Source organism: Helicobacter sp. MIT 14-3879 (assembly GCF_003364125.1).
Map to the genome: position 1 here is coordinate 34751 of NZ_NXLP01000007.1, position 23452 is coordinate 58202.

23 protein-coding genes are annotated in these 23452 nt (G+C 26.8%); 16 read left to right on the forward strand and 7 right to left on the reverse strand.

Annotated features, from left to right (window positions below):
• Positions 1 to 2: 2 nt before the first annotated feature.
• From purF to CQA44_RS05785, 6 genes are all read right to left on the reverse strand, one after another.
• Positions 3 to 1382: an amidophosphoribosyltransferase gene (gene purF, locus CQA44_RS05760; RefSeq protein WP_115546330.1), complete on the reverse strand. Its 1380-nt coding sequence runs from the start codon at positions 1380 to 1382 to the stop codon at positions 3 to 5.
• Positions 1383 to 1393: 11 nt separating this feature from the next.
• Positions 1394 to 2164, reverse strand: coding sequence for a 4-hydroxy-tetrahydrodipicolinate reductase (gene dapB, locus CQA44_RS05765; protein ID WP_115546331.1), 771 nt, complete (start codon positions 2162 to 2164; stop codon positions 1394 to 1396).
• 10 nt (positions 2165 to 2174) lie between these two features.
• Positions 2175 to 3110 (reverse strand): thioredoxin-disulfide reductase, encoded by a 936-nt coding sequence (gene trxB, locus CQA44_RS05770; RefSeq protein WP_115546332.1) that lies wholly within the window; start codon positions 3108 to 3110, stop codon positions 2175 to 2177.
• 54 nt (positions 3111 to 3164) lie between these two features.
• Positions 3165 to 3596 carry a hypothetical protein gene (locus CQA44_RS05775; protein WP_115546333.1) on the reverse strand — a complete coding sequence of 144 codons (432 nt, stop codon included), beginning with the start codon at positions 3594 to 3596 and terminating at the stop codon, positions 3165 to 3167.
• Between the two features lie 13 nt (positions 3597 to 3609).
• A complete protein-coding gene (gene trxA / locus CQA44_RS05780) occupies positions 3610 to 3927 on the reverse strand; it encodes a thioredoxin (RefSeq protein ID WP_115546334.1) in 318 nt (105 codons plus the stop codon).
• 66 nt (positions 3928 to 3993) lie between these two features.
• On the reverse strand, positions 3994 to 4320 hold the full coding sequence (locus CQA44_RS05785) for a YraN family protein (protein ID WP_115546335.1): 327 nt from the start codon (positions 4318 to 4320) through the stop codon (positions 3994 to 3996).
• A 169-nt stretch (positions 4321 to 4489) separates the two neighbouring features.
• Here CQA44_RS05785 and CQA44_RS05790 point away from each other — a divergent pair, with 169 nt between their 5' ends.
• The 5 genes from CQA44_RS05790 (at position 4490) to CQA44_RS05810 (ending at position 11188) form a co-directional block, all read left to right on the forward strand.
• Positions 4490 to 5320, forward strand: a complete 831-nt coding sequence (locus tag CQA44_RS05790) for a DUF5718 family protein (protein WP_115546336.1) — start codon at positions 4490 to 4492, stop codon at positions 5318 to 5320.
• A gap of 38 nt (positions 5321 to 5358) precedes the next feature.
• Positions 5359 to 6060 carry an amino acid ABC transporter permease gene (locus CQA44_RS05795; RefSeq protein ID WP_258864916.1) on the forward strand — a complete coding sequence of 234 codons (702 nt, stop codon included), beginning with the start codon at positions 5359 to 5361 and terminating at the stop codon, positions 6058 to 6060.
• The gene (locus CQA44_RS05800; RefSeq protein WP_115546379.1) at positions 6047 to 6853 is read left to right on the forward strand and encodes an amino acid ABC transporter ATP-binding protein; all 807 of its coding nucleotides are present in this window, start codon (positions 6047 to 6049) and stop codon (positions 6851 to 6853) included. Before CQA44_RS05795 ends, CQA44_RS05800 begins: the two co-directional genes overlap by 14 nt.
• Positions 6854 to 7089: 236 nt before the next feature.
• Positions 7090 to 9693, forward strand: a complete 2604-nt coding sequence (locus CQA44_RS05805) for an HD domain-containing phosphohydrolase (RefSeq protein WP_147289757.1) — start codon at positions 7090 to 7092, stop codon at positions 9691 to 9693.
• Positions 9694 to 9979: 286 nt separating this feature from the next.
• On the forward strand, positions 9980 to 11188 hold the full coding sequence (locus CQA44_RS05810; protein ID WP_115546339.1) for a hypothetical protein: 1209 nt from the start codon (positions 9980 to 9982) through the stop codon (positions 11186 to 11188).
• Positions 11189 to 11224: 36 nt separating this feature from the next.
• Here the strand turns inward: CQA44_RS05810 and CQA44_RS05815 are convergent, their stop codons facing one another.
• Complete coding sequence (locus CQA44_RS05815) at positions 11225 to 11608, reverse strand: RidA family protein (protein ID WP_115546340.1); 384 nt, start codon at positions 11606 to 11608, stop codon at positions 11225 to 11227.
• Positions 11609 to 12088: 480 nt separating this feature from the next.
• Here CQA44_RS05815 and CQA44_RS05820 point away from each other — a divergent pair, with 480 nt between their 5' ends.
• The 11 genes from CQA44_RS05820 to atpA all read left to right on the forward strand — a co-directional run bounded on the left by CQA44_RS05820 (position 12089) and on the right by atpA (position 23443).
• A complete protein-coding gene (locus CQA44_RS05820; protein WP_115546341.1) occupies positions 12089 to 13105 on the forward strand; it encodes a cytochrome-c peroxidase in 1017 nt (338 codons plus the stop codon).
• Positions 13106 to 13363: 258 nt separating this feature from the next.
• On the forward strand, positions 13364 to 15382 hold the full coding sequence (locus CQA44_RS05825) for a methyl-accepting chemotaxis protein (RefSeq protein WP_115546342.1): 2019 nt from the start codon (positions 13364 to 13366) through the stop codon (positions 15380 to 15382).
• Positions 15360 to 16451, forward strand: coding sequence for a glycosyltransferase family 2 protein (locus tag CQA44_RS05830; RefSeq protein WP_115546343.1), 1092 nt, complete (start codon positions 15360 to 15362; stop codon positions 16449 to 16451). The genes CQA44_RS05825 and CQA44_RS05830 overlap by 23 nt, the downstream gene beginning before the upstream one ends.
• Positions 16452 to 16505: 54 nt before the next feature.
• Positions 16506 to 17381, forward strand: coding sequence for a glycosyltransferase family 2 protein (locus CQA44_RS05835; RefSeq protein WP_115546344.1), 876 nt, complete (start codon positions 16506 to 16508; stop codon positions 17379 to 17381).
• A 2-nt stretch (positions 17382 to 17383) separates the two neighbouring features.
• Entirely contained in the window at positions 17384 to 18565 is a 1182-nt protein-coding gene (locus CQA44_RS05840) for a glycosyltransferase (RefSeq protein ID WP_115546345.1), read from the forward strand.
• A gap of 131 nt (positions 18566 to 18696) precedes the next feature.
• Positions 18697 to 19485 carry a ParA family protein gene (locus CQA44_RS05845; RefSeq protein WP_115546346.1) on the forward strand — a complete coding sequence of 263 codons (789 nt, stop codon included), beginning with the start codon at positions 18697 to 18699 and terminating at the stop codon, positions 19483 to 19485.
• On the forward strand, positions 19485 to 20342 hold the full coding sequence (locus CQA44_RS05850) for a ParB/RepB/Spo0J family partition protein (protein WP_115546347.1): 858 nt from the start codon (positions 19485 to 19487) through the stop codon (positions 20340 to 20342). Before CQA44_RS05845 ends, CQA44_RS05850 begins: the two co-directional genes overlap by 1 nt.
• A gap of 67 nt (positions 20343 to 20409) precedes the next feature.
• On the forward strand, positions 20410 to 20835 hold the full coding sequence (locus tag CQA44_RS05855; RefSeq protein ID WP_115546348.1) for a F0F1 ATP synthase subunit B': 426 nt from the start codon (positions 20410 to 20412) through the stop codon (positions 20833 to 20835).
• 14 nt (positions 20836 to 20849) lie between these two features.
• Positions 20850 to 21380: a F0F1 ATP synthase subunit B gene (locus tag CQA44_RS05860; protein ID WP_115546349.1), complete on the forward strand. Its 531-nt coding sequence runs from the start codon at positions 20850 to 20852 to the stop codon at positions 21378 to 21380.
• Complete coding sequence (locus CQA44_RS05865; protein ID WP_115546350.1) at positions 21380 to 21913, forward strand: F0F1 ATP synthase subunit delta; 534 nt, start codon at positions 21380 to 21382, stop codon at positions 21911 to 21913. Before CQA44_RS05860 ends, CQA44_RS05865 begins: the two co-directional genes overlap by 1 nt.
• A 15-nt stretch (positions 21914 to 21928) precedes the next feature.
• Positions 21929 to 23443 (forward strand): F0F1 ATP synthase subunit alpha, encoded by a 1515-nt coding sequence (atpA, locus tag CQA44_RS05870; RefSeq protein ID WP_115546351.1) that lies wholly within the window; start codon positions 21929 to 21931, stop codon positions 23441 to 23443.
• The last annotated feature ends 9 nt before the right edge of the window (positions 23444 to 23452 follow it).

The window sequence follows — 23452 nt, forward strand, 5'->3', positions numbered from 1 at the left end:
CCCTATATAACATATTCTTTATCAAAGCAAGCTTTACAATACCCTATACCATTTTTAGCCTCATCGCCTATACTCTTATATAATCCCTCAAGTGATAAAAAATACAAGGAATCTGCATCAATAAATTCTCTTACTTCTTCAATATTTTTTTTAGAAGATATTAGTTCTGAAGTATTTGGTGTATCAACTCCATAATAACAAGGTGAAATAGTCTGTGGAGAAGCTATGATTAAATGAATCTTTTTAGCTCCAACCTTACGCAAAATGCTTATTATTTGCTTGCTTGTAGTTCCACGAACTATACTATCATCAATTACTATAATATCTTTATTTTGTATAATTTCTTTTATTGGATTAAGTTTTAATTTTACTTTTAACTCCCTCATTGATTGCGTTGGCTCGATAAATGTGCGTCCAATATAGTGATTTCTAACAATGCCTAGTTCAAATGGAATTTTGCTTTCTTGAGAATATCCAATAGCAGAAATAACCCCACTATCTGGCACAGGGATAACTAAATCTGCCTTTATTTTATACTCTTTTGCAAGTTCAATTCCCATATTTTTTCTAACTTCATATACACATTTATTAAATACAAAGCTATCTGGACGCGAAAAATACACAAATTCAAATATACATTTTTTTGGCTCTTGTTTAAAAACTTCAATACTATCAATTAAAACTTCATTATCTTTTATACTAAAAATTAGCATTTCACCTGGATTTATATCTCTAATATATTTTGCATTTATTAAATCAAATGCACAAGTTTCGCTTGCAACTATATATCCTTTACTTCCATCATCATTAATTATTTCGCCTAATGATAGAGGTCGAAACCCAAATGGATCTCTTATGGCAAACAGCTTACCCCTACTTAAAAAAACAAAAGAATAAGCACCTTTAATTATCCCTAGTGCTTCAATTATTCTATCTTTTAATTTTGCAGCTTTGCTTTGTGCTATTAGATGAATTAAATTTTCTGTATCTAAATAGCTTTGAAAAATTGCACCTTTTGAAATTAGGTTATCACGTAACTCTTTTGCATTAACTAAGTTCCCATTATGTGCTATTGCAATTTGTCCTAAAGAATATCTAGCAGAAATAGGCTGAACATCACATTTAGAATCTTCCCCAGCAGTAGAATATCTATTATGACCTATACTTGCTTTTCCAACTAGGTTTTCTATTCCATTTTTAAATACACTAGTAACTAAACCCTCTCCTTTGATAGTGGAAATATCGCAGCCATTTGAAGTTGAGATTCCACTAGATTCTTGTCCTCTATGTTGCATTGCAAATAATGAGTAATAACAAAGTGCAGCTGAACGCTCTGAATTAAAAACACCTACAACAGCACATTTCTCATTCCAAGATTCCATAATAACCACCTTTATAGAGTTAGAGCATCTTCTATATTATATAATCCATTTTTTTGATTTATTAGCCATTTGCCAATATTTATCGCACCTTTTGCAAAAGTCATTCTGCTTGTTGCATTATGAGTGATTTCAATATATTCTCCATCCATATAAAAGCCAACGGTGTGCTTACCTACTACATCACCACCACGAAGAGACATTACTGCTATTTCATCTTTACTTCTCTCTCCAATAATACCATCTCTTCCGCTAACTCTAACTTTAGAAATATCCAATCCCCTTGCTTTAGCTACATTGTTTGCTATGCTAAGTGCTGTGCCAGATGGGGAATCTTTTTTATGTTTGTGATGAATTTCAGTAATCTCAATATCACTATCTCTTAAAACATTAGAAACAATCTTACTAATATTATTTAATACTACAATTCCACGAGACATATTTGAAGAATAGAGTATTGGCATTTTAAGAGATGCTGCTACTAATAAGTCTTTTTGCATATCATTTAAACCTGTAGTTCCTATAACTATTGGCTTATTACATTCATCAATAGCACAATCTAGTAGAATTTGTGTTGCTTCTGGAGAAGAAAAGTCAATAATTAAATCACTAGATTCTAAAAAAACCTTTATATCATTTGTTACTAAAACTCCTTTTGGTATCGAATATTGAAGTTCATTTCTAACAAACACACAAAAAAGCTTAGCTTCATTATCATTAAATAAAGCCTCAATTAAAAGCTTACCAATTCTTCCTGTTGCACCAAAAATTCCAACTTTTATCATAACTAACCTTCTATTTTGTAGATTCTAGATATTCTATTGCATTTAATGCTGCCACCGCACCATCACCTGCTGCAATAACAACTTGTTTTAATGCACTTTCTCTTAAATCGCCTGCTGCAAACAGCCCTTCTATTGAAGTTTTCATATTTAAATCAACTTTAACGTGACCAGAACTAGTTAAATCACATAGAGGCTGATTATTTTCTTGCATTAAAACGCTAGTATTGACATCATAACCAACAAATACAAATAATCCATCAACTTTTATATCTTTACTTTCTTTCGTATCTATATTTGTTACCTTTATAGCATTTACACTATTACTACCTATTATCTCATCAATAATATTTGGTGTTACAACTTCTATTTTTGGATTATTTTTTACATGCTCAATGGTTATAGGTGCTGCACGAAACTCATTTCTTCTATGGATTAAATATACTTTATTGCACATTCTAGTTAGATATATTGCTTCTTCTAATGCTGTATCACCACCTCCTAAAACAGCCACATCTTTATTTTTATAGAAAAATCCATCACAGGTTGCACAAACACTTACTCCTTTACCCCAAAATTCTGTTTCACCTTTTATACCAGAACGTCTTGGAGTTCCTCCCGTACATACTATAACAGATTTTGCTTGTTCTATTTTTCCATCTGCTAATAATATATCAAAGTATTTACCATTTTTAGAAACTCTAATAACTTCATTCATATTATGAATTAATCCAAATCTAAAACACTGCTCTTGCCAAGGTTCCATAAAATCGATTCCGCTAACAACCTCTTTAACACCCGGATAATTTTCTATCTCACTGCTATTTATAATTTGCCCTCCGGGCATACCTCTTTCAAATAATACCACATCTTTAATACCACCCCTAGTAGCATATAAACCAGCTGAAAGACCTGCAGGTCCTCCACCAATAATTGCCAAACTAATCATAAAGAATTCTCCTTTTGAATATATAATATTAAATAAATTAAATTTTCAATCATATTAATTGATTTCTAACATCTTGCTATCTTGCGTAAATTTATATGCATTTTTTTGTTTAATTTTAAAATACATAGGTATTTTATCTATCCTAAAAATTCTATTAAATTTTAAAAGAGTGTTTATACCTGCACTAAGAGGTATTATGTTATTAATAATTTCTTGCTTTGTGTTTTGATAATAATCGATTGCTAGTATCTTTAAATTACTATCATTTGGAACTTTTTTTGCAATATCTAAAAAATTACTAGATTTAGAATTATATAAAATAATAATATATTCTTTCTCTGAAGGAGAAAAAATATAATCTTTACCATAAAAAACTACATCACTAAAATCAATAATCTTTAATTTTGTATAAGAGTATTGAAAATAAAAAAATACTATCGCCATAAAAAGCGTAGCAAAAAATGGTGTTAAGATTGAAAATCTCAATAATTATAATTAATTATAATAATGAATTAATTTTATCTCTTAAAGCTTGTTCTGAAGTAGCACCAATCATTTGTTGAACTATCTCACCATCTTTTATAAATAAAATTGTAGGAACAGAGCTTATACCAAATCTAGTAACTAAATCTTTTTCCTCGTCAGCATTAATTTTGCATATATTAGCTTTGCCTTCAAATTCATCTACTAATTTATCAATAATAGGATTTAACATCCTACAAGGACCACACCAAGGAGCCCAAAAATCTACAAGAGAAACTCCTTTATTTGTAATACTATCAAAATTATCATTGTTAAGCTCCATATATTTACCCATTGTTTTCTCCTTAAATCAAGGTTTAATTATTTAAAGTTTGGATTGTAACATAAATAAAATTATTTTTTATACACTTACATTGCTAATAAAATCTATTTTACCATTCTTAATTACTACTATATCAATGCAAAATAACACATCAAGCTCATTATTAGAAAGATACATATAGATAGAGTTTATTATTTTTTCTAGTTTTTTGTTAGTTACATTTTGTAATGGTTCAAAATTTTTTCCACTTTTTACTTCTATAAAATGGTATATAGAATCTTTGATTGCAATAATATCAATTTCGCCATATTTTGTATAATAATTTCTATCTATTATTTTAAAACCATTATCTATTAAATAATTTTTTGCTAAATCCTCTGCTATATTTCCTTTTTTTCTACTCATAAATAATCCTTAAAATCTAAAAATAATATTTTTAATAAAAATGACATCTATTAAAAATTTAATTTAAAAATATAACTTTAAATTTTAGAGTAAAATTTCATTCTTTTTTAAATAAAGCTTTGAAATATAAAAAATAAGTTTAGAGGTTCTAAATTTTAGGAGTTAAATTATGAAAAATTATTTAGGGTTTGGAATTGCAGGTAATTTTGCAAATCATTTAAAACAAGCAGGAGAAGCAAATGACTTTGCTAATATAGCTAGTGATGAAGAAGGAGCTCCAAAAGGTATTTTTCCATTTTATATTCCAAATAATAACGGATATTTAGGAAGATTCTGCATTGATAATGCTAAATTAATCATTCCTAGTAATTTTAATATTCAAGCAGAGGCTGAAATAGCAATAGAATTTCATATAATATATGAAAACAAAATAATAAAAAATATTATTCCAAAGTATTTTATGGCTTTTAATGATGCATCTATTCGCAATAATAAAAATGCAAAAAAACTTAGTGAAAAAAAGAATTTTTCTACTGCCTCAAAGGGTTGTGGTGAAAAAATATTAATAGATAATTTAAATATTAATGGAATCTGTGATAATTATTCTCTTACTTCATTTTTACTTACAGAAAGCGATATCCACCAATATGGTAATAATACTAAGGTTATAAATTATAGTTATTTTAATCAAAAATTAATTGATTGGATAATAAAAAAACTAAATACACAAGAAGATCATTCTGTTTTAGAAAATTTAAGCATTTTTTTTGAACAATGTAATTATCCTAAAAATATACTTATGGCAATAGGAGCAACTAGTTATACCCCACTTGCTGAAAATAGATTTTTAAAAGAAAATGATGAAATATGTGTAGTAGCGTATAATCATAATGTATATACAAATGAGGATATTAAAAAATTTCTTAAAGAAGGGGTTAGGAATCTAAAAGATGCTTCAATATCTAGGCAAAAAGTTATGTTAGATTATAATCTAAAGTAAGTGATAAAATTGTTATTTACAAAAAATAAAGGATTATTTTGGATACAAAATTAGATATTTTTTATAATCAATTTATAATAAAAGGAGGATATAAGCTAGTTCTTGAGGGTTTAGGTACTACTATAATTTTATCAATCCTAGCATTAAGCATTGGTCTTATAATAGGAACTTTCATTGCAATTTTACTAACTAAAAAAGAATATAAGTTATTTGATAAGATTTTAACTCCTATAATAAAGTCTTATGTCGGATTTTTTAGAGGAACACCTATTGTTGTGCAATTATTATTTATTTATTTTGTGATTTTACCACTTTTTGGTCTAGGCGGTATTAACGCATTATTTGTAGCAATAATAATTTTTGGATTAAATAGTGGAGCTTATGTAAGTGAGATTATGAGAAGTGGAATTTTAAGTGTAGATATAGGTCAAAATGAAGCAGCAAGAGCTTTGGGGTTAAATCATAAACAAACTATGAGGTTTATTGTATTTCCTCAAAGCTTAAAAAATGCCCTACCCTCACTTGGCAATGAATTTATAACTTTGCTTAAAGAAACCTCTATAGCAAACTATATAACGGTTCACGACTTAACCTATGCTTTTAAAACCATAGGAAGTTCTAGTTATGAATATATGATTCCTTATTTATTCCTTGCAATATCATATTTAGTTTTAGTTTTAATTGCTAGTTATTTTGTTAAAAAACTTGAAAGGAAACTTCGTGAAAGTGATAGAAATTAAGAATCTAAAAAAGATATTTAATGAAAAATTAGTATTAGATTCTATTAATTTAGAAATATTTAAAGGAGAGCATATAGTTTTATTAGGACCTAGTGGAAGCGGGAAAAGCACTTTACTTAGATGTATGAATCTTCTTGAAGTCCCTACAAGTGGTGAGATATGGTTAGATGATAAAAGAATATCAAATATTGATATAAATTTATATGATGAATTAATGAATCTCCCTAAGGCAAAACAAACCTTAGCAGTTCAAGAATTAGATTCTAAATTTAAGTGGAATCTCGATAAAGCTAGAGTAAAAATGGGAATGGTGTTTCAACATTTTAATTTATTTAATAATTTAAATGTGCTTGATAACCTAACCCTAGCTCCTGTAATTTTAAAAAAATACACTAAGGAAGAAGCAGTAAATAAGGCTATCAATTTTTTATCTCAAATTGGGCTAAAAGATAAACAAAATGAATATCCTAGTAGGCTTTCAGGTGGTCAAAAACAAAGAGTAGCAATAATAAGAGCATTGATGAATGACCCAGAAATATTACTATTTGATGAACCTACATCTGCATTAGACCCTGAAATGGTAGGTGAAGTCTTAGATTTAATTAAGGAGTTAGCAAATAAAGGTATGACTATGGTTTGCGTAACACACGAAATGGGTTTTGCTAGAGATATTGCAACTAGAGCAATTTTTATGGAAAATGGTCAAATCATTGAACAAAACAATGGAAATGATTTTTTTGCTAACCCTAAGAGTGCTAGATTAATAAATTTTTTAAGTAAAATCAAAAAATAGCTAATTGATTTTATAAAATAATTTATAATTTATAAGAATTTTTTAAATTTTTATAATAAGTTTTGTTGTATAATACCTCAATAAAAATGAATATATTGTAAAAATTGAGAATTTTCCTCCCTCTTCGTTAAAATATTAATATTTATATTTAATTTTAAAAAATTAAATATAAATATATTTTGCATTTATATTTTGCATTTTATCGGGGGGGGGGGGGGAAGCCAAGGAGTATTTCAGTGAAAACTTTAAGCTTCACCTACAATAGTGATAATTTAGCAAAATTAAAAGATTTAAAACAAGAAACTAGCATTCTTATTCAGATATTTTGTGGAGTAACAGATAAAGAAGTTGCAAATAATGTTATTAAAAAAATCACATCTATACTACCACAAGCAGAAATAATCTTAACTAGTTCATTTGGTGCTATTTTTGATGGAGAAATAGTAAAAAATGATATTGTGATTTGTGTTAGCACTTTTAAAGAAACTATCGTTAGAAGTATTAGCTTTGATAATTCTAATAAACAAGATATAAATAAAGAAATCATAGAAAGTTTTATTAAAGATAACACTAAACTTTTAATCATTTTTAATGATTATTTAAATTCTAATTATCAAAATATGCTTAGTCAAATATATAAAAAATATCCAAACTTAAGTATAACAGGTGGAAATAGTAGTATTACAGATAATAATAGCTCTCATTTAAGTTATAAAAATACTTTTGTAGGAGATAAAAGTGGAGTTAATGGCAAAATATTAAGTATAGCTGCATTAGATTCTTCTAGTTTGCAAGTAAATAGTGATTATATATTTGAATGGAGTGGAATTGGAATTGAGTTGATAGTTACACAATCACAGGGTTGCGTTGTAAAAAGTATAAATAACATTCCAACAATAGAAATTTATAGAAAATATTTAGGAGAATATGTAGCAAATAATCTTCCTAATTCAGGTATGCAATTCCCAATAACTTTCAAAGTAAAAAATCTATCAATAGCAAGAGTTCCAAAAAATGTATTGCCAGATGGTTCAATAGTATATAGTGGTGAAGTTAAAGAGGGAACTAAGGTTAGATTTAGCACTTGTTCTCCTAATAGTGTAAAACAAAGAGTAGATTTGATATCAACAAAGCTTATAAAACAAGATATAGATTCTATATTTTTGTATGATTGTGCAGGAAGATATCAATATTTTCAAAAATCACTACTTGATTATAAATTAATCACACTAAATAATATTGCCCCAACAGCTGGACATTTTACTTATGGTGAGTTTTATCATAATAATCATGGAAATCATATATTTAACCTATCAAATACCTTTATAACACTAAAAGAAAGCATTACAGAAGAGCAAATTAATACAAAAAGAGATATTAAAATTGTTGATGAATTAAAAGAAGATAGCCCATTTAATATAATGATAAATTTAGCACAGGCTATCAATTTAGATTATATACAAGCAATGCATCTAGCAAATCAATATAAAGAATTTTTAGATAAATTTGCCTATATAATTTATATGAACTACTCAAAAAATATTATAAAAGTAAATGATAGATTTTTAGATATCACTCAATATAGCGAAAATGAAATTATAGGTAAAAATTACAAAGAATTATTCATATTAGATGATATAGAAAATGATGATGTAAAATATAGTATGGAGAATAATAATTCTTGGCGTGGAAAATTAAAAATCTTAATAAAAGATAATGATATACTTTATGCAAAATCTGTAATACTGCCAATAACAAACCATAACAAAGCTATTATAGCATATATGGTAGCAATGGATGATATAACTGATACAACTATGGAAGTGCGAAAACTTCACGAAAATCTAAATATGTTGCATAGAGATAATATGGATAAAGATTTTATTATAAGTGAATATGAAGATTTGATTAATAAGACTTCCCCTACCATAAAGACTAAAAAAGAAATTTTTATAGATGTCAATGATGCTTGTGTAGATGTTTTTAAATATAAAAAAGATGAGATTTTAGGTAGGCATATTTCATTTTTATTAGGAGATCAAAATCAAATAGAGCAAATAAAAAGAAATTTAGCACAAACAGGTTTTGCAAGACAAATGATAACCTGTAAAAATAGACTAGGTAAAACATTATATCTTCAGGCTTCATTTATGGTTATTAAAAATATTTATGGTAATACAGATGAAGTGATAGGTGTGTTAAATAGTTTAACAGATTATTATGAATCTCAAAAAGAATTAGAAAATATCCAAAAAGAAGTAATTTTTACTATGGGGCAAATTGGTGAAGGTCGTAGTCAAGAAACAGGCAACCATGTAAGGAGAGTAGCAGAATATTCATATCTTTTAGCAAGTTTATATGGACTACAAGAAAGAGATGCTAAACTTTTAAAAATAGTCTCACCAATGCATGATATAGGCAAACTTGCAATCCCAGATTCTATCCTCCATAAACCCGGAAAATTAGATAATAATGAATTTGAAGTTATGAAAACACACGCACAAAAAGGTTTTGAAATGTTAAATGTATCTAACCAGCTAGTTATAAAAACTGCAGCAGAAGTTGCACTAACTCACCACGAGTGGTGGAATGGAAATGGTTATCCAAATAAACTTAAAGGAGAAGATATTCCTTTATATGGGAGGATTACAGCAGTAGCAGATGTTTTTGATGCTTTAAGTCATGATAGATGTTATAAAAAAGCATGGGGCATAGATGAAGTAGTAAATCATATGATTAAAAATAGAGATGTGCAATTTGATGGGAAAATTGTAGATTTATTGGTTAATAACTTGAATGATTTTTTAAATATTAGTCTTAAATTTAAGGATAATTTTTAATAATTATAAAAAACCTTTTAAATATTTATATACTTAGCCTAGCTTATTTAAGTATAAACATATACTCCTCACCTAATTATTACTTAGAAGCTAGGCTAAGTATATAAATATAAAGCATCTAAATCTTCATCTAGTTCTTCATTGATAAAATAGTTAAACTATATAACTTATTCTAGCTAAAAACAATTAGAAATTAATTGTCAAAAGTCATTTACAATCTGTTTAAATTATGATATAAATTCGCACTCAAAAATTGAGTATTATTTAATGTGAGGAGAAAATTTTAATGAGACTTAGTCTTAAATCAAGTATATTATTAGGAAGTGTCATATTGTTATCAAATATAAATGCTACTGAAATTAAAATAGATAGTTATGGATATGTAGGAGCAATTTATAATCAAGGCTTTATTGGAGCTAATAAAAATCACTCTGTTATTGGTTTAACTGCTAGAGCTGGAGCTAATTTTTATTTCGATTATGGCTTATCTGTTGGATTAGCTGCTACTGGAGCTTGGGCTGCTTTAGATAATAAAAAAAATAACCTATTTCTTGGATTTAATAGCTCTAAATATCCAAATACAGGTGATGTTTCAGACGCATTTATAAGGTATATTGGTGATTCTTGGTCAATATCTGGTGGTAGATTTGATGCTTCTTTCTTAGAATTTGATTGGTTAGCAAATAGCATTCAAGGCGTGGGCTTTAATTATAAGGATTTATATAAAAATAGAATAGTAAAAAAAATGGATTTGTGGCTTACTTATTTTAATTCTATACTAACAACAGGATACCAACCAAATAGGATAGGTTCTGAATTAGGCACTATGTATGCTTACCACCCAGGTGGAAGAAATAATTTTGTAGGTCAAAATGGAGGAAATGTCGTAGCTGGTGGATTAAATATGAATCTAGCAGGTTTTGTTTTAGACCCATATATTTTATTTAACAATAGCGTTGCACATAGCAATGATATATTGGTGCAAGTTGGGACAAAATTTGGTTATATCATAGATTTTGCTAGAGATTGGAGGTCAAGCACATTACTTCGTGCTATGTTTCAATATGCTCCAAATTATCTAACTTTAAATGATGATTTTGGCTTTTTAGCATGGGTAGATCAAGAATTTAAATATAGTAATTGGCTTAAATTTGGGCTTGGATTCTACTTTGTTGGTGGAGAAAGTATTTGGTATATAAATGATAATTCTAGATTCTATGGTAGCTGGACAAATGCTTTAAATAATAATTATTTTGCTAAAGATAATTGGAGTGCATATTTATTTGGCTCATTTGATTTGATAAATAATAGACTAGGTATTGATATTATGCTTGCAGGCGGTGATTACACAGAATTTTCAGCTATATTAAAATATACAGCTTGGAAGGGCAACACTATGAAAACAGATATTGGCGGTGGATATGTTTATTTCAATAATAAAAATAACTATGGAAAAGGTGATAATTTAATAGTATTTGCTAAATTATCATATTAATCTTTAATTAAAGAGAGAAATTTCTCTCTTTAAAACTCATAATCTAACTGCGATACATTCTATTTCGACTAATGCTTTTCTAGGAAGCTCTTTTACACAAATAGTGCTTCTTGCTGGTTTATTTTCACCAAAATAACTTTCATATACCTCATTCATTGCAATAAAATCATCCATGTTTGTAAGAAAAACACTAGTTTTAATTACATTATTAAGGCTTGAATTAGCTTCTTTTAATACTGCTGATAGATTTTCTAAAACTTGTTTTGTTTGAACTTTAATATCTCCTTTTATAAATTCACCTTTGTTATTTAGTGGAATCTGACCTGATACAAATATTAAATTCTCAAATTGTTTTGCTTGTGAATATGGACCTATTGCTTGTGGGGCATTTTGTGTTGAAATTGTTATAATTTCTTTCATTATTAATCCTTAAATTTAATAAAATAAGTTAAAATTATAACAACAAAATTATTAGGATTTATAAATAAAAAAGATAGTATTAATCATATATGCAGTATCTATCATATTAGCACAAGATACCATACTTGATACAAGTAAGATTCTAAAAGAAAATGAGGCTTTAGTAATTGATGCAAAAACAAATACTATAAATTATATTTTAGAAATTCGAAAAGATGGAAAAATAATTAAAAAATATTTAGATAAAGAAAAAAAGCAAATTTTAGAAAAACAAATCAATACTGCAAATTCTAGTAAATACACTATATCTTCTAAGCCATATAAAATGGATTCTAAGATACAAAAAAAGAGTAATATTACTGAATGGAATAAGAAAAAAATTATTTATGAACAAAAAGTTGAAAAAATAGAATTAATAAGATAATCAAAAAAATTGTTAATACTATATAATTCAAGAATCAAAAATTCTAAGGATGTTTAATGATTAAAAAAAAGATATTTTTTATTGTTTTATGTATTAATGGGTTATTTGCTTCTATGGGTGATGAGCTTGTAAAAAAGGCTCTAGATTCTGGATTAAAACCAATTCCAACAGGAAGAGAGCTAGAAAAATTAACAGGATTAGATGGAATTAGTAAAATGCAAATTGAGCTTGGAAAGAAACTATATTTTGACCCAAGAATTTCTAGTTCAAACCTAATTTCTTGTAATACTTGTCATAATCTAGGATTAGGAGGAACAGATAACATTCCAGCAGCCATAGGAAATAAATGGACTATGAATCCAATGTTGATTAATTCACCAACAGTATATAATTCTGTGTTTAATTCATCTCAATTTTGGGATGGTAGAAGTGCTCACTTAAAAGATCAAGCAAAAGGTCCTATACAATCTAGTGCAGAAATGAATGCTAATCCAAAAATAGTAATAGAAAAAATCATTTCGATTCCTGAATATGTAATAGAGTTTAAAAAAGCTTATGGTAATAATGTAAAAATTGATTTTGATTTAATTGCTGATACTATTGCTACTTTTGAAAAAACTTTAGTTACGCCCTCTAGGTATGATGATTTTTTAAGAGGTAATACAAAAGCTCTAAGTAAAGATGAACAAGAAGGATTGAATATATTTATAGATAAGGGATGTGTTGCTTGTCATAATGATATAAACCTAGGTGGAACAATGCAACTTCTAGGTGTAGTAAAGGAATATAAGTTTGCAAATGTAGGTGGATTTAAAGGTAATGCAGATGGTATGGTTAAGACACCTACTTTAAGAAATATATTAGAAACAATGCCATATTTTCATAATGGGCAATATTGGGATATAAAAGATGCTATTAAAGAAATGGCAAATATTCAATTAGGAGATGAAATTAGTGATGAAGATTCAAAAAAAATTGCAATATTTTTTGAATCTCTAACAGGTAAAAAGCCAGATATTTTATATCCTATGCTTCCTACGCAGACTACTAATACTCCAAAACCTAGCTTTTAATTAAAATATACTCTAAATTTATTTAGGGTAAGATAGAGTTTATTTCAAAAGTTAATATTTCTAAAATGCTTATATGTAAGGAAAATAAGAGTTTGATATAAAAAAATACCTAATCAAATAGGTGTTCTTTTAGTATCAAAATAATAAATTTACATCATATATGGGGAGATTTATGAATAAAAAATTATAAGTTTTATTATAAAATACGATTTTAAAATAAGTAATATTTATTAAATATTTAATATATAAAGGAAAACAATGAGATTAAATATAAAAACAAAGATTGCATTATGTGCGATTATTATTATAATCTGTGTTGTAGTATTAGTTAGAATAACCAACACATTAATAAATAAAAGTAGTTCATTAGAAAATATTATTCAATCACAAACAGATAATTTAAGGATAGTAAATTTAATTATACAAAACGGTAACAATATGGCACAATCTTCACTTGAAGCTTTAAATATAGAAATAAATAATATTCCTAGCTCCTCATTGGATACTAAGGAAAAAGTTATTTCAAATATAGGAAAAATGCTGAGGCAACATAAAAATTCAGCAAGAATATCCTCAAGCTACATCGGGCTTCCTAGTGGAGAGGTTATATATAGCAATGGAGAGACTGACAAAGATGGTAAGCTTTTTGACATAATAGGGGGGGGGTATAGGAATGATGGAAGTAATTATATGGCAAATAAAAGAGATTGGTATATAGGTGCTATTAATAATAAGGGATTGTATCAATCTGAAGTATATCCTGATTCTATAACAGGAGAAGCAACATTTAGTTATTCTATGCCAATATACAAAAATAGTAAATTAATAGGCGTAATTGGGATAGATGTTTTTCTTGATAAGTTTCAAGAAAACTTTGATTATATAAAGGAAAAAAATGACAGAAGTATTTTTGTATTAGATTCTAAGTATATCCCTTATGCCGCTACTGATAAATCTATAATTCTAAAGAAAAATGAGTTATATAAAACTATTGGGGAAGCCTCTGAAAACAAATATAGTTTTGAACCATTTGAAATCATCGATAATGGTATAAAAAAACTAGCTCAATGTGAAACTTCCAATAATAAACAATTTGCAAAATATACATTATGTTCACTAGAAGAACTAAATAAACTTAAAAGTGAATCTGATAAAATAAATTATATTCAATTAGCAGTAGGAGGAATTTTTGCCCTTATTGGAAGCATAATAATGTATATTATGGCAAATTTATTGCTTAAACCCATCAAAAATATCACAAATGGGTTAAATGATTTTTTTAAATATTTAAATCACGAAAACAATGATGTTAAACAAATTAACATAAAGTCTAATGATGAATTTGGTCAAATTGCACATATGGTTAATGAGAATATTAAAATTATTAAACAAAGCCTAGAGCAAGATGCTAAAGCCGTAGAACAATCCGTAGAAACAGCAAAGGCAATAGAATATGGCAATCTAACTGCAAGAATTACAAAAGAGCCATATAATCCTAAATTAAAAGAATTAAAGAATGTATTAAATAATATGCTAGATACCTTAGAATATAAAATTGGTAGTGATACAAATAAAATTGCAAAAGTATTTAATTCATATACAAATTTAAATTTTACAACAGAAATTGAAAATGCAAAAGGTAGGGTTGAGGTTGTTACAAACACTTTAGGAAAAGTTATTAGGGAAATGCTAAATACTTCTAGCTCTTTTGCAAAGGAGTTAGAAAATAAAAGTAAAGAATTAGAAGATGCTGTAAATAATCTCTCAAAAAGCTCAAATAATCAAAGTGTATCTTTAAAACAAACTACAAAATCAATTAATCAAATAACAGATTCTATGCAAAATGTAAGCGAAAGAACAGAAGAAGTTATAAAACAAAGCGAAGATATTAAAAATATCATTGGAATGATAAGAGATATTGCAGATCAAACAAACCTCCTAGCTCTAAATGCAGCAATAGAAGCAGCAAGAGCAGGAGAGCATGGAAGAGGATTTGCAGTAGTTGCAGATGAAGTGAGAAAACTAGCAGAGAGAACTCAACAAAACTTAGGAGAGATAGAGGATAATACAAATATATTAGTCCAAAGTATAAATGATATGGCAGAATCTATTAAGGAACAGACAAATAATATAACTGAAATAAACGATACTGTTAATAAATTAGAAACTATCACTGCCAACAATGTAGATATAGCAAATCATTCTAAGCAAATTAGTATTGCTGTTGATGAAATAGCTAGTAAAATACTTGAAGATGTTAATAAAAAACAATTCTAAAGCCATATATGGCTTTAATAAAAACCCTTTCTTTTCTATCATCATTCCTACCTATAATGTAGAAAAATACATTGCTAGAGCCATAGAATCTTGCATTAATCAAAATTTTAAAAATATTGAAATTTTAATTATTGATGATTGTGGAAGTGATAATTCTATAAATATTGCTAGAGATTATGCAAAAAAAGATTTAAGGATAAGAATAATTCATAATAAAAAGAATTTAGGGACATTTCAAACAAGACTAGAGGGAATTAAAAAGATTAAAGGAGAGTATGTTTTATTCTTAGATGCTGATGATTATTTAGATTTTAAAGCTTGTGAGAAGATTTATTGTAAAATTCATAATAAAGAGGAATCTAATAATAAGGCTGATATTATACACTTTAAAGCTCATTATCTAGGAAATAAAAATTCTACAAAGCTTGAAAATATAAAACATAAGATTAGATATATACTGCCAACCTGCTTTAGTAAAAAACCTCTTAAAGATAATAAAATTGTGTATAATTTCTTTTTAAGAAGTAACCATTTTCCAAAATTCACATTATGGGATAAATGTTATAAAAGAAATATTTTAATCAAGGTTAATAAAATATTAGAACCAATTACAGCAAATATTACTATGGCAGAAGATATGCTTAAATTCTTTGTTATAGCTTCAATTTCTAAAAGTTATTTAAGTATCAATGAGAAACTTTATTTTTATTGTTTAAATAATAATTCTAGCACACAAAATATTAATAATATAAATAAAAGAATATTTGATATTAATTATATTATTAATATTTTGCCAATAGTTCAAAAAAAATTATTAAATTATAAATATACTAAAGAAGTTACACAAAAAATGAGCAAAAATTTAAAATCATTGATAATACTAGAACAAAGATTTTATGATTTAGATAATATGGGGGGGGTAGATATAGTATTTACAAACTCGCTAGATTATCTCAAAAACTACTCTTATTTAGGTGCTTGCATAGCATCACTAAAATATTGGAATCGCTCACTTACATATATAAGAATTATCGTTTATATATTAAGCTTTGGAAAAATCAAACTCTAAATAATATCTATTTAAATAAAACAAACTTTTATAATACTAACTTAGGTGCATTTAATGCTTAAAATTAGTATTATCACTCCATCCTATAATTCTAAAGAAACTATTTTATTAAATTTAGATTCTGTTTTATCACAAGATTATAAATTTATTGAACATATAATCATTGATAATAAAAGCAATGATGGAACATTAGAGCTATTACAAAGATATAAAGATAAATACAATAAAAAATATACATTTAAAATAGTAAGCGAAAAGGATAGTGGAATCTATCATGCTATGAATAAAGGCATTAGCTTATCTAGTGGTGATATTATTGGGTTTTTAAATTCTGATGATTTCTTTGCTAATAGTAATATAGTTAGTATTATTGCGTGGGGATTTGCAAAACCTACAAAACCCCAAATAATTTATGCAGATATATGTTATATCAATAATAATTTTCAAGTTATAAGAAAATTAAAAGGAAAGTCATATAATAAAGCATCCTTTAAATTTGGATTCCACCCTGCTCATCCCAGCTTTTATGTAAAAAAAGAAGTTTTTAATAAATATGGAAATTTTAATATAAACTATAAAATATCTGCTGATTATGAACTAATGCTTAGATTCCTTTATAAAAATAATATAAGTAGTCTTTATATTGATGAAACTTTTGTAAAAATGAAGGTTGGTGGGATTTCAAATAGAAATATAAAAAATATCATAAAAGCAAATATTGAGTGTGCTAAAAGCTGGAGAGATAACAACTTATCAAGATTTCCAATTTTTATTATCTTAAAACTTGTTTCAAAATTACAAAGCATTAGATATAAAAATATATTTAGATGGGGGGGGGTAGAACCTAGTTATAATATTTTATACATTAATTATTCTTGCTCTAATTATTTAAACTTTAACAATAGTTTTAATGAGCAAAAAGCTGCATAGATATGCTATTTTATCTATTAGGGGCAAGCAATATTAATAATCCACAAAAAATAGATACTAAGACAATTTCACTTTGGGAAAAAGAAAATATAATAAAATATTTAGGTAGTGTAGAAGATGTAAGAGAAATAATAGCAAATGCTTCTTGTATAGTTTTACCAAGTTATTATAAAGAGGGGCTACCAAGAAGTTTGCTAGAGGCAATGGCAATGGGTAAGCCTATAATAACTACAAATGTTTCTGGTTGTAAAGAATGCGTAGAAAAGCCTTATTTACAAAAAGAAAATTTATTAGTTGGCAAAAATGGCATTTTAGTTCCACCAAGAAATGCTATTGCATTAAAAGAAGCTATGGAGTTTTTAAAAAATAATAATAACTTATTATCTAAAATGGGCAAATATTCTATAAAAATTGCTAAAACTAGGTTTGATATAAATCATACAATTAACACTTATAAAACAAATTTGAAAAATACTACAAGATGTGATATACAATCTGCACAAGTGTTTAAAAAAATTGCTTTTATATCAAATACTTGCTTTGGAATGTATAACTTTAGATTAAAAGTATTGCAAGCATTAAAAAATGAAGGTTATGAGATACATATAATTGCCCCCTATGACAATACAAGCATTAAGTTAAAACAAGAGGGCTTTATACTACATAATATTTTTATTGATAGTAAAAGCAAGAATCCTATCAAAGATTTAAAAACAATATATCAAATAAATAAAATTTTAAATACTTTAAAACCACTAATGATATTTAGCTACACAATTAAATGTGTAATTTATGGCTCATTTATAGCAAACTCTCTTAAGATTCCAAATATTGCTGTAATAACAGGGCTAGGATATGTTTTTACAAATGGTGGAATCTTTAAAAGATTATTAAAAATAATAGTGTGTAAAATGTATAAAATATCTCTAAAAAATACTAATAAAGTGTGGTTTTTAAATAATGATGATAAAGAAGAATTCTTAAACTATAATATCATAAGCAGTGATAAAGCATTTATTTTAGATAGTGAGGGTATTGATACAAAGCATTTCAATCCAAATTTTAAACAAACAAAAGCAAGAGATAATAATAAAATAGTCTTTTTATTGATTGCAAGAATGCTTTGGGATAAGGGAATTGGTGAGTTTGTTGAAGCCGCTAAGATGATTCAAAAGATTAACTAAGTTAATTTTTAAAAAATTAACTTTTTACTACTAAGATTTAATTTATACAAAAAAAGTTAAAATCTCAATCTTAATATTTTAATAACTCAATTGAAATGTTAGAGAATAATTATTTTGAAGGCTATTGAATTATGAAATGTGAAATAATTACTATTGCAAATCAAAAGGGTGGCGTTGGTAAAACAACAACGGCTGTAAATTTAGCAGCTTCATTATCATACAAGGATAAAAAAGTATTATTAATAGATGCAGATCCGCAATCAAATGCTACAACCAGCTTAGGAATATCTAGAAATGATATTGAATTTTATTTATATCATGTTCTTACAGATTCTAAAAAATTATCTCAGATAATTAAAAAAACTGACACAAAAAATTTATTCTTGGCACCATCAAATATAGGTTTAGTAGGTTTTGAAAAGGAATATTACAATAAAAAAACACAAGGCAGAGAATTAATATTAAAGAAAAAGATTCAAGAAGTAAAAGAAGAATATGATTTTATAATTTTGGATTCTCCACCAGCATTAGGACCTCTTACTATGAATGCTTTGAGTGCTTCAGATTCTGTTCTTATACCTATACAATGTGAATTTTTTGCACTAGATGGTTTAGCACAGTTATTAAATACAATTAAATTATTAAAAGAACAAATTAATCCATCATTAACTATAAAAGGTTTTCTTCCTACTATGTATGCTTCACAAAATAATTTAGCAAAACAAGTAGTATATGATTTATCGCAACATTTTGATAAATATATGTTTAAGAATATAAATTCAGAAAATTTAATTATACCAAGAAGTGTTAAACTAGCAGAATCTCCTAGCTTTGGTAAGCCAATCTTGCAATATGATATCCGATCAAATGGTAGTATTGCATATCAAAACCTCGCCGAAGCAATATTGCAGGGAGCATAATGGCTAAGAAAAAAGCTTTGGGACGAGGGCTTGGTGCGATATTTGGAGAAATCGAAAAAGCTTATGAGACAAACTTGAGCGATAATTCAGAATTAGTAGTTGAAATTGATATTGATTTAATCAAGCCAAATCCACTTCAACCACGAAAAGTATTTAATGAATCTAGTATTATTGAACTTTCAAATTCTATTAAAGAATATGGTATATTACAGCCAATATTAGTATATGAAGATAATAATGATTTTTTTTTAATAGCAGGAGAAAGAAGGCTTAGAGCATCGAAATTAGCAAATCTATCATCAATAAAAGCCATAGTTGTAGAAGATATAAAATTAGATAGATTAAGAGAACTAGCATTAATTGAAAATATACAAAGAGAAGATTTAAATCCTATTGATCTAGCAATATCATATGAACAGTTAATAAAAGATTATAATATTACACAAGATGAATTAGCACAAAAAGTTCAAAAAAGTAGAACACAAATAACAAATACTCTTGCACTCCTCAAACTACCAAAAGATATTAAAAATCTATTAATTGAAGGTAGAATCTCTCAAGGACACGCAAAAGTTTTAGTAAATCTTAATGATAATGATTTAAGATTAGTAATAGATTCTATATTAGGACAAAAACTTTCAGTAAGAGATACTGAAAATCTAGTAAAAAAATTAAAAACATCTAATACTAAAAGCAATATTAACGATTTTGATAATGAGTTAGAAACACTATCACATTACTTTAAAAAAATTAATATTAATGCAAAGATAAATAATAGCTCTCTAATAATTAAATTTGAAAATAAAGAAAAAGTAAATAGATTAATAAAAATTTTAAGTAATTTTAAGGATTTATAACAAAAATAAAGATTAATTTGTTAGTATATCAATATCAATTATAAGTTTAACTTCAGGAGGTGAAATAATGGGAATAAGTCTCAATTTAGAACTAATGCTATTAGTGTTTGTTTTATTTATATTGTCTATATTTATTTTAAATAAATGGCTTTATGAACCTATATTAAACTTTATGGATTCTAGAAATGATATGATAAACAATGACTTAGAAAATGCAAGTAATAACGATAATAGCATAGAAAATATACAAAATGAAATTAATGCTACCTTAGACAAAGCTAAACAAGAAGCCATCCTAATAAAAGAAAAAGCAATTACTCAGGCAAAATTAGAATATGAAAAAAATATACAGAAGTTAAAAGATGATAACAAAAAAGATTTAGAGGCATTCTTAGAATCTTTAAAATCTCAAAAAGATGATTTAAAAAAATCTCTTCTTTTAGAGATACCAGAGCTTCAAAAAACCATATCAAAAAAGTTAAAGCAAATTTAGGAGGCTTAAAGATTATGAATATTAAATTAATAAAAATAGCTTTCTTGCCATTTCTATTACCATTATTTTTATTTGGAGCTGGTGCTGAAATTAACATAAATAACACTGATATAATTGAAAGGACAATAAATTTTGCAATATTTGTAGCTATTTTATGGTATCTACTTGCAAATAAAATAAAATTAGCTCTAAAAGATAGACAAAATAAAATTGCAGAACAACTAGATGCTGTTCAGAATAAACTATCAAAATCTCGAAGAAAAAAAGAAGAAGCATTAAAAGACTTAGAAAAATCTAAACAAATAGCTGATGATATAATATTAAATGCAAAAAAAGAATCTGAAATAATAGTAAAAAATATAGAAAATCAATGCAAAAATGATATAGAAATAATTAAAAAGAATCATAAAGAATTATTAATTTTTGAGCAAAAAAAGGCAAAAAAAGCTGTAATCAATGAGATATTAGATGAGCTTTTAATAAAAAATGATATAGATTTAGAAAAAAAAGATTATATAAATATTATAACTAAAAAGGTTGCCTAATGAATTCTGCATCTTCTAAAAAATATACAAAAGCATTAGTAAATGCACTAAACAAATTAGAAATTAATAAAGCACTAGAATCTTTAAATATTTTGTCGAACTGCTTTAGTAATAAAAATTTTAATAGTATTATTAATTCTCCAACTATATCAAGAGAAAGAAAAGTTAATTTTATTTTATCAATCTTAGAGATAAAAGATGAAAAGCTATCAAATTTTATAAAATTATTAAGTCAAAAAAATAGACTTAATGAGATTCCAAATATATATGATGAGTTAAGTAGCCATGTTCGATCACAAAATAATGAATTTGAACTTATGGTTTCATCATCATTTGAGTTAGATTCAAAAGATTTAGAACATATTAAAACTACTATGGAAAATAAGCTTAAAACATCACTATATGTAACACAAAAGAGAACAGAAATAGATGGTATAAAGTTATTTGTTGATGGTATTGGTATTGAAACTTCATTTTTGAAAAATAATTTTTCAAATAATATTAAAAATCATATTTTAAAAGCATTTAATTAAAGCAAAGGAGGAATTATGTCAAATAAAATTCAAGTAGATGAAATAAGTTCAATTATTAAACAAAGAATAGAAAACTTTGATTTAAAAATTGATATAGATGAAGTAGGAACTGTTATCAATTATGCAGATGGTGTTGCTAGGGTTTATGGATTAAAAAATGTTATGTATTATGAAATGGTCGAATTTGAAACTGGTGATAAAGGATTAGCACTAAATCTTGAAGATAATAGTGTTGGTATTACTATATTAGGAACTGGTAAAAATATAAAAGAAGGTGTTTCTGTAAAAAGACTAAAAACACTTATGAGCGTTCCTGTTGGAGATGAAATAGTAGGAAGGGTTGTAAATGCACTAGGTGAACCAATAGATGGAAAAGGTAGTATAGAAGCAAAAGAACATAGATTTATAGAAGTAAAAGCACCAGGAATTATGGCAAGAAAATCTGTCCATGAACCACTTCAAACAGGAATAAAAGCTATTGATGCACTTGTTCCAATTGGCAGAGGACAAAGAGAATTGATTATAGGAGATAGACAAACAGGTAAAACTACACTTGCTGTTGATACTATTATAAATCAAAAAGGACAAAATGTTATTTGTATCTATGTAGCAATAGGTCAAAAAGAATCAACAGTTGCACAGGTAGTAAGAAGACTAGAAGAACACGGTGCAATGGAATATACCATCATAGTTAATGCTCCTGCTTCAGATTCTGCTACTATGCAATTTCTAGCACCATATTCTGGAGTTACAATGGGTGAATACTTTAGAGATAATTCAAGACATGCACTTATTATTTATGATGATTTAAGCAAACACGCTGTTGCATTTAGAGAAATGTCTCTCATCTTAAGACGTCCTCCAGGTCGTGAAGCATTTCCCGGTGATGTATTTTATCTACACTCTAGGCTTCTAGAAAGAGCAGCAAAGTTAAGTGATGAATTAGGTGCAGGTTCATTAACAGCACTTCCTATAATTGAAACACAAGCAGGTGATGTTGCTGCGTATATCCCAACAAATGTTATTTCCATTACTGATGGACAAATATTTTTAGAGACTGATTTATTTTATTCTGGTATTAGACCCGCTATCAATGTAGGATTATCTGTATCTAGGGTTGGAGGAGCTGCACAAGTAAAAGCTATGAAACAAGTTTCTGGAACACTTAGACTTGACCTAGCACAATATAGAGAGCTACAAGCATTCTCACAATTTGCATCAGATTTAGATGATGGAAGTAGAAGACAATTAGAAAGAGGTCAAAGAATGGTAGAAGTATTAAAACAACCTCCATATTCTCCGTTGTCTGTTGAAAGGCAAATAATAATTATTTTTGCAGGCTCAAAAGGATATTTGGATAACATACCTGTAAATAAAGTAACAAAATTTGAATCTGACTTATATCCATTCATAGAAGCTAAATATCCTAAAATTTTTGAAACACTAGCTAGCAAAAAAGCAATAGATTCTGATTTAGAAACATTACTAAAACAGGCATTAGAAGAGTTTAAAAATACTTTTGTAATATAAAAGGTTTTG